The following is a 12,478-nucleotide window of genomic DNA, read 5'->3' as shown; positions in this document are numbered from 1 at the left end:
GGCGCGGCCCGCGGCGAAGAGGCCGGGGATGGGGCGGCCGTCGAGGTTGAGGACGTGGCCGTCGAGGTCGGTGTGGAGGCCGCCGAGGGTGAAGACCGAGGCGCCGGTGCCGCGGCGGTCGCCGGATTCGGAGGGTGGGCGGATTCCGGCCTTCACGTCGATGGCGGCCAGGGGCGGGGTGAGGGGGCGCAGCCAGCGGGGTGACTTGTGGTGGTCGAGATCCACACCGTGCGTGGCGGATTCGTTGTAGCGGGCCAGGGTGGCGACCAGCGAACCGGCGGGCAGTCCGGTGAGAGTCTCGAGTTCCTCGGGGGTTTCGGCGACGTGGGTGGGCTGCACGCCCCAACGCTGGGGTTCGGGGACGTCCTCGAAACCCTCCTCATCGACGATGACCCAGACCGCCGTGTCGTCGCCCGCCCAACTGCCACCCATGTTCTGGCGGTAGAGCGCGTGCTGGCCGATGCGGCCGGGATAGGTGTCCTCGTTGATGAAGCGGCGGCCCAGGCCGTTGACGACCATGCCGCGCGCGGCCAGCCCGGGGATGAGCGACATGCCGACCTGGCCCGCGGACATGTGCCGCACGGCCGCGCCCAGCGCCTGGGCCATGCGGATGCCGGAGCCGTCGTCGGTGCCCGCGCTGACCTTGGTGTGGCCCAGCAGTTCCGGCGCGTGCGCGGTCAGCATGTCGTCGTTGTCGACGAAGCCGCCGGTGGTGAGCACGATGCCGCGGCGAGCGCGAATGGTGAGCTCCTGCCCGTAGCGGCGGGCCACGGCTCCCACGACGCTGCCGTCCGCGTCGACGATCAGCGCGCTCACGTAGGTGTCGAACTGGGCGGTGGCACCGGCGGATTCGGCGGCGGCGGACAGGCATTCCATCAGCAGCTTGCCGCCGAAGTCATTGGCGGTGGGCCGATGCCCGCGCGGGGCCGGGGCCGCGGATTCGGTGAAGGGCCAGCTGTTCTCGCCCAGCCACATCAGCCCGTCGTCGGTGGGCGGCACCCAGGTCGGGGCGTCCCACATGGTCGGCTTGAACGGCACGCCGCGGTCGACGAGCCAATGGAAGTGCTCGACGCTGCCCGCGCAGTACTCGTCGATCTTGGCGTGGTCCGCGCCCGCGCCGAGGGCCGCCTTCAGGAAGGCCGCCATGGCCTCGGGAGTGTCGTCGTAGCCGCAGGCCAGCTGGATCGGGGTGCCGCCGCCGAGGTAGATCTCGCCGCCCGACATGGCCGACGCGCCGCCGGGCCCGCCGGACCGGTCCACCACCAGCACCTGTGCCCCGGCGTATGCCGCCTCGAAGGCCGCCGCCGCGCCCGCCGCGCCATAGCCGACAACCAGCACATCGGTCTCGATGTCGTAGTGACCCACCGCCGCGGCCGCCCGCGGGGTGACCGAATTCCGCACTGTCATGGTTCGACCGTGCCCGCTGGTAGGGCACTTACTTAGCGGTACATCTTGCTGACCGATTCGCAGATCCCGTTGACCGGGACTGTGACCCGTCGCGTGACTGCGCAGTGTGGATGGTGTGTGAACGGCGTCACTGTGGTTGGGGACGCCTGCACGAGGAGGAGAGTCAATGCGGATTCTGGTCACCGGGGTCACCGAGCCGAGCGGCCGGGCCGTGGCGCGCATGCTGCTGGCGGCGGGCCACGAGGTGGTCGGGCTGGACCGGCAGCGCCACCGCTATGTGGACCCGCGGGTCGAGGTGATCGTCGGCGATCTGGCCGATGCCGCGACCTGCGCGCGGGCCGTCGCGGGCGCCGATGCCGTCCTGCATCTGGCGGGCACCGGGGTCGCCGCGATCGCGGCGGCCGCCAAGGATTCCGGCGCGCGCCTCGTGGTTACCGTTGTGGCCGGGGCTGATTCGCGTGTGGAGAAGATCGTCACCGGTTCCGGCGCGGACGCCCTCGTCGTGCGCACCGCCCTGGTGGCCGGACGCCGCATGGACAAGGGCAGCTGGCGCGCCCTGGAGAGCCTCACCGGCGGCAAGGGCAGCATCCAGGTGCTGCACTACGACGACTTCGAACGCTTCCTGGTGCTGGCCGCGCTCTCGCAGCGCGGCGGCGTGGTCGAGCTGGCCGCGCCGGGCGACGTGTCCGCGGCCGAGGTCAAGCGGGTCTTCGCCGACGCGGGCGTGAAATACAGTGCGTGGCTGCCGAAGTCGTCGTCCACGCAGACCCGGGTGGATACGGCCGCCGCCCGCCAGGAGTGGGGCTTCCGCTGCGGCTGGACCGCCACCGAGGTGATCACCGATGTGGCGCGCGGCCTGCACGGGCGCAAGAGCGGCGGCTCCGGCATCCGCGATCGCCGCGGCGCGATTCCGCTGCCCACCCACGTGGTCCCGCAGAACGCGCCGACCTCCGACGGCTACAAGTTGACATCCGCTGCGCCCGAAGGACTTCAGGGCGAATTCGACGATCTGATCGACGACCGCATCCCGGTCTACACCGCCACCAATACCTCCGAGGCGCTGCCCGGCCCGCTCACGCCGCTGACCATCGACCTGCAGGCCGGCGCCATCCGCCTGGGCAACGAGGCCATGGGCAATATGATCGCGATCGGGGGAATCGCGTTGGAGCACTGGGTTTCCCGGGTCACCAGCGTGCTCGGCCACAATATGTACATCAACGCCTCCATCGGCGTCTTCTCCGCGCAGAACATGCCCGGCTGGGACGAGGAGAGCGTGCGCCGCGACGTCTACGGCACCATCGGCGATGTCGAACTGCACCCCAAGGGCCGTCCCGCCATGCCGACCGGAATGGCCGCGCGCGCAGGCACTTTCAAGGCCATGGGCCGGGTCGCCGCCACCGCCCTGAAGTACAGCAAGACCGCCGAGCACATCAATGCCGCCTCGCACGCGGAAGCGCTGACCCGCGACCAGATCTCGGAGCTGACCGACGAGCAGCTGCACGCCCGCGCCCTGCTCTGGCGCGACCGCCTCAACCAGGCCTGGCAGGCGGCCTCCATCGGCGTCATGATGACCGGTGCGGCCACCGCCGCCCACAAGGGCGAGGTCAAGATCGACCTCAACCGGCTGGAATCGGCCAAGACCATGCTGGCCGTGGAGCGGCTGGCAGCCCTGTGCCGCAAGGACGCCGGGCTGCAGGAGGTCGCCAAGACCGGTGATGTGGGCGCGGCGCGGGAGAAGTCGCCGGAATTCGCGCAGGCCCTCGACCAGGAGCTGGCCAAGATCGGCCACCGCGGTCCGGGCGAATGCGAGCTCATCAACGCCACCTTCGGCGACCGCCCCGAACTGCTGGTCACCGCCGCCGGTCGGGCCGCGGAAATGCCCGCGCCGCACCGCGAACCGGTGCCCGAGCCGACCAGCCGCACCGCCAAGATGGCCGTCGGCGCGACCGTCTACCGCGAGCGCGCCCGCGACGCCGTCGTGCGCGTCACCAACTGCCTGCGCCTGGCCACCCAGGAGCGCGCCGCGCGCCTGGTGCGGGCGGGCAAGCTCACCGAGATCGAGGATTCGGCCTTCCTCAACCTGGACGAGATCCTCTGGGCCCCGGCCGATCTGAAGGAGCGGGTGGCCCGCCGCCGCGCCGAGCGCACCAAGTTCCAGGCCGTGCGCATGCCCGATGTGGTCAACGGACCGTGGGAGCCGGAGGAGATCTCCGGCGCGATCGCGGTGGGCGACACCATTTCCGGGCTCGGCGTGAGCCCCGGCGTGGTGGAGGGCACCGTCAAGCGCGTCATGACCCTCGACGACGATATCGAGCCCGGCGACATCCTGGTCGCCGCCGTGACCGACACCGGCCACACCGCCATGTTCGCCTACGCGGGCGCGGTGGTCACCGATATCGGCGGCGCGGCCTCGCACGCGGCCATCGTGGCCCGCGAATTCGGCGTCCCCTGCGTCGTCGACACCAAGACCGCCTCCGATGCTCTGAAGGACGGGCAGCGGGTCCGCGTGGATGGCGCGGCCGGAACCATCACCCTGCTCGCCGATATCGAATAGCCCACGCCCCCAACCCGATCCAGGCCCTTCCGCCGCGCTGCGGCGCAAGGGTCCGGATCAGTGCGCCCTCGTCACCGACGACCGGGGCCGCACCGCAAGCCCGGATCGACGTCCCCCTCCAGGTCGGTCCGTATCGAAAGGAATACCCCCAGTGACGATCTCGCGCGCCGTACGCGGCACCCTCACCGGTGTAGCCGCCACGCTCATCGCCCTCACCCCGATCGCCGTCACCCCGGCGCTGGCCGCGCCGGTGCCGGTGCTGCAGTCCCCCAAGGGTGTGTCGCTGAACCTGGCCTCCGCGCCGAATGCCCGTGACCTGAGCGGGATTCCGACCAAGGGTGGCGCCGGGAAGGTCAAGGAGGGTTCGGTGTACCGCACCGACGCCCTCAACAAGCTGAGCGACGCCGAGCAGCAGCAGCTGGTGTCGGCGGGCATCGCCGAGATCATCGACTTCCGCTCCCCGACCGAGCGCGGCGCGAACCCGGACAAGGTCCCGGCCTCCATCCCGGTGAAGTCGCTGCCGGTCTACGACCCGAGCAATGACTTCTACCTGTTCGTCGCCAAGGCCATTCAGGGCGGCCCGGCCGTGCAGCAGCAGCTGCTGGGCGACGGCAAGGCCCAGCAGTTCATGGTCGACTACTACAAGTGGCTGGTCACCGATGCCACCTCGCGCTCGCAGTTCAGCGCGGCGCTGAAGGAGATCGCGAACGCCAACGGCCCGGTGCTGTTCCACTGCACCGCCGGTAAGGACCGCACCGGCTGGATGTCGGCCATTCTGCTCAGCGCCCTGGGCGCGCCGAAGGGCCAGATCTACAACAACTACCTGGAGTCCAACGACACCCTGGCCGCCTCGAACAAGGCGACGCTGGACGGTCTGGTCGCCAAGGGCCTGGTCACCGATCCGTCGCTGTTCACCCCGATCCTGGGTGTGGACGCCGCCTTCCTGGACTCCTCCTTCGACGCCGTCGCGGCGACCTACGGCTCCTTCGACAACTTCCTGTCGCAGGGCCTGGGCATCGACGACGCGACCGTCTCGGCGCTGAAGTCGAAGCTGGTCGGCAAGTAGAACCTCCGCAGCGCAGCCGAGCTCGCGTGTGGGAGCCGGGTTCGGCGGAACGGTCCGGGGCAGCCTGCCCCGGACCGCGTTGTCTCGAAAGGAAATTCGCGTGACTGTTTCACGTGCCATGCGCGGAACACTGACCGGCGTGGCCGCCGCGCTCATCGCCGCCGTACCGATCACCGTGACCCCGGCGGCGCTGGCCGCGCCGACGGCCTCGATCCTGCACCAGGCCCCCGTCGGCGCGGACTTCAAGCTCGCCGCCGCGCCCAACGCCCGCGACATCGGCGGCACCCTCGCATTGAACGGGAAGATCAAGTCGGGCCAGGTGTTCCGCGCCGACGCGCTGAACCGCCTCACCGACGGCGACCGGCAGACGCTGGTCTCGGCCGGGATCACCAAGATCATCGACTTCCGCAGCCCGACCGAGCGCGCCGCCAATCCGGACGCGCTGCCCGCCTCGATTCCCGCCGAATCGCTGCCGGTCTACGACCCGAACAACGACTTCTACCTGTTCTTCGCCAAGGCCGTGCAGGGCGGGCCGACCGTGCAGCAGGAGATGCTGGGCGACGGCAAGGCCGCGCAGTACATGCGCGACTACTACAAGTGGATGGTCACCGATCCGACCGCCCGCAACCAGTTCGCCACGGCGCTGAAGGACATCGCGAGCGCCAACGGCGCGGTGATGTACCACTGCACCGCGGGCAAGGATCGCACCGGCTTGATGACCGCGATCCTGATGCACATCCTCGGCACCCCCGAGAACAACATCTACGACAACTTCCTGGCCTCCAACGACCGCCTGGCCGCGAGCAACAAGGCCACGCTGGACGCGCTGGTCGCCCAGGGCCTGGTCACCGACCGTTCGCTGTTCGAGCCGGTGCTCGGCGTGCAGCGTGACTACCTGGCCTCGGCCATCATCCAGGCCGTGTCATCGTTCGGTTCGCTGGACCGCTTCGTCTCCGAGGGTCTGGGCATCGACGACGCGACCACGGGTGCGCTGCGCACCAAGCTGATCGAGAAGGGTGGCCTGTCCACCGGTTCGTTCGGCGGATAGCCACGGGCCCGGCCGCAGAGCCGGCCGGGGGCCTTGTACCACGAATGCCGACGTCGCGAACGGGACGACGTCGGCATTCGTTTGTCCGCGTCATGTCCGCTTCCGCCCGGATGCGTGCGTGCGAAAATTCGCATGGTGCACGAGATTTGGGAACTGGACGGTCGGCGCACCCGCTCGGTGAGTGCGGAGAATCCCACCGGTGAGCCCGGCGGGGGCGGCCGGGCCATTTCCGGGACAGGCGCATTCGCGGCGGCGGGGCTGGGGCGCGGGTGGAAGGTCTCACCGTCGATCGATCTGCCACCGGGGGAAACCGCCACGCTCGCCGATGTTTCCGGGCCCGGGGTGATCCGGCATCTGTGGCTGACCACCGATCGCGGGCTGCTGCGCGACTTCACGCTCCAGATGTATTGGGACGACGCCGTGGAACCCGCGGTCGCGGTGCCGCTGGGCGACTTCTTCTGCAACGGCTGGGAGGAGCTGGCGCTGATCAACTCCGCCATGGTGGTGGTCGCGCCCGCCGGGGGCCTGAACAGCTACTGGCCCATGCCCTTCCACCACCGGGCGCTGATCACCCTGCACAACGGCTCGCAGCGCACCGCGCCCGTCTACTACCAGATCACCTATCTGGAGGAGGAGTTACCGGGCGCCGCCGGGTATCTCCACGCCCGGTGGCGCTGCAGCGATCCGCTGGGCAGTCCGGCCGAACATCCCATCGTCGAAATCGAGGGCGGGCCGGGCCGGTACGCCGGCACATATCTGGCCGTGCAGCCGCGCGCGGCGGGCTGGTGGGGTGAGGGCGAGCTGAAGTTCTATCTCGACGATGACGCCGAATTCCCTACCGTGTGCGGCACCGGTACCGAGGATTATTTCGGCGGGGCCTGGAATTTCGATCTCGAAGGCTCTTATCACCCCTACTCATCCCCCTATCTGGGCATGCCGCAGGTGTTGCCGCCGCATCGAATCTACGAACCGCACCAGCGATTCGGCATGTACCGCTGGCACATTCCCGACCCCATCTGTTTCGACCACGGGCTGCGCGCCACCGTACAGGCCCTGGGCTGGCGCGAGGACGGGCACTACCTCCCGCTCGACCAGGCGCACGTGGCCTCGACCGCCTTCTGGTACCAGGCACTCCCGTGATGCGCGCGCTCATTCCGGCCGGTCGCATCCGGTGCGGTCCGCGTAACGATTGCGGGTAAACGGGAAGAATGCGATTGCTATTGCGTAAAACGCGTCGAACGCGCGGCGCACGGGTGCATGGTTATTGCTATGCGCGCCTTGGTCGTCGAGAAGCCCGGACAGTTCTCGGTCGAATCTGTTCCGGATCCCACACCCGGCGCGGGTGAAGTGGTGATCCGAGTGGACGCGGTCGGCATATGCGGTACGGATATCCATATCGTCGAGGGTGAATTCCCGCCCACGCCCTATCCGATCGTGCCGGGGCACGAATTCGCCGGGGAAGTCGTGGCGTTGGGCACACGTGGTCGAGAAGCCGCGGACTCGGCCGGGGTGCGAGTGGGTGATCGGGTGGCGGTGGATCCCTCGCTGTTCTGCGGGCGCTGCCACTACTGCGCCATCGGGCGCGGCAACCTCTGTGAGAACTGGGGCGCCATCGGCGACACCGTGGACGGCGCCATGGCCGAGTACGTGAAAGTGCCCGCCGCCAACTGCTATCGACTACCGGGGCACGTGCCGCCCGCGCACGGCGCACTGGTGGAACCGCTCTCGTGCGCGGTGCACGGATTCGATGTGCTGCCACGGCAACTCGGGTCGCACTATCTGATCTACGGGGCGGGCACCATGGGGTTGCTCATGCTGCAGCTCGCGATCGCGGCCGGTGCGGCGTCGGTGTCCATGGTGGACACCAATGCCGATCGGCTGGCCATCGCGCGCACGCTGGGCGCGGACGCGGCCACCATCTCCGCCGACCATATGGACCGGCCGGAGGGCTGGGAGATCGTGATCGATTGCAGCGGAACGGTGGCCGCGATCGAGGACGGGCTGTCCCGGGTCCGGCGCGGGGGCACCTATCAGCAGTTCGGCGTCGCCCCGGCGGCGGCGCGCGCGAGCATCTCACCGTTCCGCATCTACAACGACGAGATCAAGATCGTGGGGTCGATGGCCGTGCTGCACAGCTTCGGCCGGGCCGTGGACCTGGTGGGCGAGGGCGTGATCGACGCCGACACCGTGATCACCCACGATTTCGCCCTCGACGAATTCGGCGATGCCCTGCGGACCTTCCGCGCGGGCACCGGACGCAAGATCCAGCTGCATCCCGGAAGACGGGCGGCACGATAGACAGGTAGGGGCCAATGACGGTCGTTGCCGGAGTGGATTCGTCCACACAGTCCTGCAAGATCGTGGTGTGCGACGCCGATACCGGAACGGTATTGCGGCACCGCCAGATTCCACACCACGACGGGACGGAAGTGCCGCCGGACATGTGGTGGGAGGCCCTGCGCGCGGCGTGCGACCGCATGATGCGCGATGTGGAGGCCATCGCGGTGGCCGGGCAGCAGCACGGGCTGGTGGTGCTGGACGCCTCCGGGCATCCGGTGCGGGACGCGCTGCTGTGGAACGACACTCGCTCGGCGGAGGCGGCCTCGCAGCTGGTGAACGAGCTGGGCGGGCCACAGGCGTGGGCGGACGCGGTGGGGAGTGTGCCGCTGGCGGCGCATACGGTGGCGAAGCTGCGATGGTTCGCGGATCACGAACCCGAGTTGGCCGACCGAACAGTCCGTGTGCTGCTGCCGCACGACTACCTGACTTGGCAACTGCGCGGCGGGGATCCGGACACCGAACCCACCACGGATCGCGGCGACGCCTCCGGGACCGGATACTGGTCGCCCGCCGACGGAACCTATCGGCCCGATCTCTTATCGATGGCCTTCCGTGGCCGCAGTCCGGCGCTGCCCCGGGTGCTCGCGCCCGCCGAGATCGCGGGACACACTCCCGGCGGCCGATTAGTGGCGGCGGGCACCGGTGACAATGCCGCCGCCGCACTGGGTCTGGGCATCGAGGACGGCGATGTGGTGGTCTCCCTGGGCACCAGCGGCACCGTCTTCACCCGCGCCACCAGTCCCAGCGCCGACCCCTCCGGCGCGGTCAACGGATTCGCCGACGCCACCGGGGCCTTCCTGCCGCTGGTGTGCACGCTCAACGCCGCCCGGGTCCTGGACGCCACCGCCGTCCTGCTCGGCACCGACGTCTCGGGCCTGGAGGTCCTCGCCGCCCAATCCCCCGCCGGCGCCGACGGTCTCATCCTGTTGCCGTATCTCACCGGCGAGCGCACCCCTAATCTCCCGCACGCCACCGGCAGCCTGCACGGGCTGCGGCCGCACACCATGCGCCCGCATCATCTGGCTCGCGCGGCCATCGAGGGCATGCTGTGCAATATCGCCGACGGCCTGGATCGGCTGCCGACGATTCCGCATCGAATCCTGTTGATCGGCGGGGCTTCCCGCTCGCGGTTGATCGCGCACGCGGCCGCCACCATCTTCGGCCGCACGGTCACCGTTCCGAATCCGAGCGAATACGTGGCGCTCGGTGCAGCTCGCCAGGCCGCCTGGGCGCTGCGCGGCGGTCCCCGCCCACCGCGCTGGCCCATGCCCGCCGGGACCGAATTCCATTCGCTCGCCGGGGGAATCGGCGCGGCCATCCGCCAGCGCTACGCGGAGGTCAGGGACACCTACTACCCCTAACCGGCCTTCCCATAGACAACCGGCCCATCCGACAGATAGTCATCCCACGTCTTGTGCCGAGTGATGTAGTTCCGAATGGCGTCCCGAGCGATCTCCTGCTTCGACCGCCCCTCCATCGCCGCCTGCGCACTCAGCGCAGCTTCTTCGTCCTCGCTGAGCCGCAAAGTCCATGCCACCGGGAAGTCATACCACCTCGAGGTGTCCACGAGCGACACAACTCTGAAATATGACACTTTCACAGTGTGTCGTCGGTGGACGCGGGTGGTTACTTACGCCAGAGGAAGTGGTGGGTCACGCCGCTGGGGCTGGGGATTTGTTCGAGGTAGAAGCGGTCGGTGAGTTCGTCGGGGGTGGCCCACAAGCGCTCGCCCTGGCCGAAGGCGACCGGGGCTACCGCGACGTGAAGGGTGTCGATGAGGTCGGCTTCGAGGAAGGCGCGGATGGTGGCCACGCCACCGCCGATGCGGACATCTTTGCCGTCGGCGGCTTCGAGGGCGTGAGCCAGGGCTTCCTTCGGGGAGGCATCCAGGAAGTGGAATGTGGTGCGGCCGCGAGTGATCGAGGGGCGCACGTGATGGGTCAAAACGAATACCGGTGTGCCGAACGGGGGTTCGTCACCCCACCAGCCCTCCCAGTCATAGTTCTCCCACGGGCCGCGCTGTGGGCCGAATTTGTTGCGACCCATGATCTCCGCGCCGATATTGCGATGCCATTCGCGGGTGCAGTAGTCGTCGAAGCCCCAGCTGCCGCCGGGCTCGGTGCGAGTGGGGGCGTGGGCGGTGGCGCCCGACCAGGCGAACAAAGCGGTCGGATCCCCGTCGCCGAAGGGGCGTTCGAGGCTCTGATTCTTCCCGGCCCCGTATCCGTCGCTAGAGATATTGAAGTTGTGAACTCGCACCATCTGCGTCATCGACACTCCTTCTGGTTGCAACATGCAATCAGTTTCGAAGCTACCTAGACTGATCTCGTGCTGCAACCAGTTGTCACCGACAAACTGCCGGTACCACGCGGCAAGTCGGGCTGCCCGATCAACATGACGGTCGAACTACTCGGCGACCGATGGAGCCTGATCGTGTTGCGCGACATCATGTTCGGCGGCTGGACCCACTTCCGCGAACTACTCGCCGGCTCCATGGAGGGCATCGCCTCCAACATCCTCTCAGCCCGCCTGTCCAAACTCGTCGAGGCCGGCCTGCTCACCCGCGACGACGACCCCAGCCACCGCCAAAAGGTCGAATACCACCTAACCGAGGCAGCGATCCAACTCGTTCCGGTCCTGGCCCAACTCGGCGCCTGGGGCGCACGCTGGCTCGACACCACCCCCGAACTAACCATCCGCGCCGAACTCCTAGCCGCAGGCGGCCCCCCAATATGGGACCGTTTCATGGCCGAACTCCGCAACACCCACCTACACCGCAAACCCTCCCCCACCGACGGCGTCCTCGCCGACCTCACCGCCGCCTACGAAGCCGCCGCCGCTCGGTCCGACGCCAGCCACCCCTGACCCGGTGCACAGCGGCACGCCAACCGCCCCACCCAACGCCACACCCGCCCAGTTGACAGTCAGCTGGGCTTGTCATCATCGAGGACGAATGCCAATCGTTTCTGCTCCATACCGACTCGACAAGACCAGTAGCAATGACGATGAGGGTTTCGACGCCGAAGCGAACACGCTGACAGAGGATGATGCCGAGCTCCTGCTCGGCTACCTGCGATCGGCCACATGCGTTCTCGCAGCGCCGGGGACCACAGAGGACCCTTTCGCACCTGGTAACCCGAATGCACGTGTCCGTATCGGGATCGTGACCGACGGTGCATGGGTCTGGCAATTGGCATGGGAGGACTACGTTGAATATCGCAGAGCCGCTCCGCCGACCGAGTTCATAGACCATGCCAAGAGCCACGGTTGGGTTGCTCCGGAGCTGCCGGAAGAGCGCCTCCTCGAGATCGAGCGCGAGCATCTCGGCCTACCGGACGAATGGCCCGAGGTGTCGTACGGCTAAGTGCGCTTCTGCGGCACGTCATTACGGCGCTGTCTACGGACTAGAGCGACAGCCCACCTGCGCACAGGGTCGCGAAACGTACGCTACTAGCCGCGAGTCGTGCTGACCGAACCGGCCAGCGAGTCGCAGCGGAAGATCAACCGGTGCAGGTGATCCGGTGCCCGCGGATCACACCGTCATGCCGAGATCAGGTCGATGGGCCTATTCCTACACAAACCGGCGCCAGCGAGCAGGTTCCTGCGAAATGCGGGTGCCAAAATGTAGGAATAGGCCCATCCGTGCCCGCCGAGCCGATCACCGAACGAAGCACTCATCTGCCGCATTCCGCGCTAACCGAAGCGGCCAGAGGGCCGTTCGCGGCGATGGTCGACAGCGCCCTGATGCTGACTCGAGACGACCTCTGGTACCGATTCATCGTCTTTCCGCCGGGCGGGCCGGGATGGGCCTCACGGTCGATACGGGCACGGATGGCCTCGACGGAATAGCGGTCGCGACGGTGCCGAGCCGGGGGACGGATTGCGGTCTGTGCGGGGCGCAGGGCAGCGAGGGTGGTGGCGGTGAGCGCGGCCAGAATGGCAGCGGTCAGGCAGATTTCGAGGTGCATGGTTGGCCTTCGGGGTGAGTGGCGAGGTAGTCGCGTGCAGCTGTGCGGCGGGGGCAGGGTGGGGTGCAGGTGGCGTGGAGGGATTGGATGCCTTC

Annotated in this window: 11 protein-coding genes; 8 read left to right on the top strand and 3 right to left on the bottom strand. The window is 68.5% G+C overall.

Annotated elements, in window-relative coordinates:
- On the bottom strand, positions 1-1,407 hold a 1,407-nt coding region (locus tag ACAM49_RS13990; protein ID WP_369635915.1), incomplete at its 3' end, for an FAD-dependent oxidoreductase.
- A gap of 166 nt (positions 1,408-1,573) precedes the next feature.
- Between ACAM49_RS13990 and ACAM49_RS13985 the strand changes: the two genes are divergently transcribed.
- From ACAM49_RS13985 to xylB, 6 genes are all read left to right on the top strand, one after another.
- Complete coding sequence (locus ACAM49_RS13985; protein ID WP_369635914.1) at positions 1,574-3,961, top strand: PEP-utilizing enzyme; 2,388 nt, start codon at positions 1,574-1,576, stop codon at positions 3,959-3,961.
- A 151-nt stretch (positions 3,962-4,112) separates the two neighbouring features.
- Positions 4,113-5,027, top strand: a complete 915-nt coding sequence (locus ACAM49_RS13980; RefSeq protein WP_369635913.1) for a tyrosine-protein phosphatase — start codon at positions 4,113-4,115, stop codon at positions 5,025-5,027.
- Between the two features lie 100 nt (positions 5,028-5,127).
- Positions 5,128-6,075, top strand: coding sequence for a tyrosine-protein phosphatase (locus tag ACAM49_RS13975; protein ID WP_369635912.1), 948 nt, complete (start codon positions 5,128-5,130; stop codon positions 6,073-6,075).
- Positions 6,076-6,210: 135 nt separating this feature from the next.
- Positions 6,211-7,215, top strand: a complete 1,005-nt coding sequence (locus ACAM49_RS13970) for a glycoside hydrolase family 172 protein (RefSeq protein ID WP_369635911.1) — start codon at positions 6,211-6,213, stop codon at positions 7,213-7,215.
- Positions 7,216-7,344: 129 nt separating this feature from the next.
- Positions 7,345-8,373, top strand: coding sequence for a zinc-dependent alcohol dehydrogenase family protein (locus ACAM49_RS13965; protein ID WP_369635910.1), 1,029 nt, complete (start codon positions 7,345-7,347; stop codon positions 8,371-8,373).
- A 14-nt stretch (positions 8,374-8,387) separates the two neighbouring features.
- Positions 8,388-9,776, top strand: a complete 1,389-nt coding sequence (gene xylB / locus ACAM49_RS13960; protein ID WP_369635909.1) for a xylulokinase — start codon at positions 8,388-8,390, stop codon at positions 9,774-9,776.
- Here xylB and ACAM49_RS13955 read toward each other — a convergent pair.
- Both ACAM49_RS13955 and ACAM49_RS13950 read right to left on the bottom strand, forming a co-directional pair.
- A complete protein-coding gene (locus tag ACAM49_RS13955) occupies positions 9,773-9,952 on the bottom strand; it encodes a ribbon-helix-helix domain-containing protein (RefSeq protein ID WP_157513988.1) in 180 nt (59 codons plus the stop codon). The two genes, xylB and ACAM49_RS13955, sit on opposite strands and share 4 nt — an antisense overlap.
- 89 nt (positions 9,953-10,041) lie before the next feature.
- Positions 10,042-10,686 (bottom strand): dihydrofolate reductase family protein, encoded by a 645-nt coding sequence (locus ACAM49_RS13950; protein WP_369635908.1) that lies wholly within the window; start codon positions 10,684-10,686, stop codon positions 10,042-10,044.
- A gap of 57 nt (positions 10,687-10,743) precedes the next feature.
- On the opposite strand from ACAM49_RS13950, the gene ACAM49_RS13945 reads away from it, so the two are divergent.
- Both ACAM49_RS13945 and ACAM49_RS13940 read left to right on the top strand, forming a co-directional pair.
- Positions 10,744-11,280 carry a winged helix-turn-helix transcriptional regulator gene (locus ACAM49_RS13945; protein ID WP_369635907.1) on the top strand — a complete coding sequence of 179 codons (537 nt, stop codon included), beginning with the start codon at positions 10,744-10,746 and terminating at the stop codon, positions 11,278-11,280.
- A gap of 88 nt (positions 11,281-11,368) precedes the next feature.
- Positions 11,369-11,779: a hypothetical protein gene (locus tag ACAM49_RS13940; RefSeq protein ID WP_369635906.1), complete on the top strand. Its 411-nt coding sequence runs from the start codon at positions 11,369-11,371 to the stop codon at positions 11,777-11,779.
- The last annotated feature ends 699 nt before the right edge of the window (positions 11,780-12,478 follow it).

This window comes from Nocardia sp. JMUB6875, from assembly GCF_041154655.1.
GTDB lineage: Bacteria > Actinomycetota > Actinomycetes > Mycobacteriales > Mycobacteriaceae > Nocardia.
Note: the sequence above shows the minus strand (reverse complement) of the source record. Positions and strands in the feature narration are given on the sequence as shown.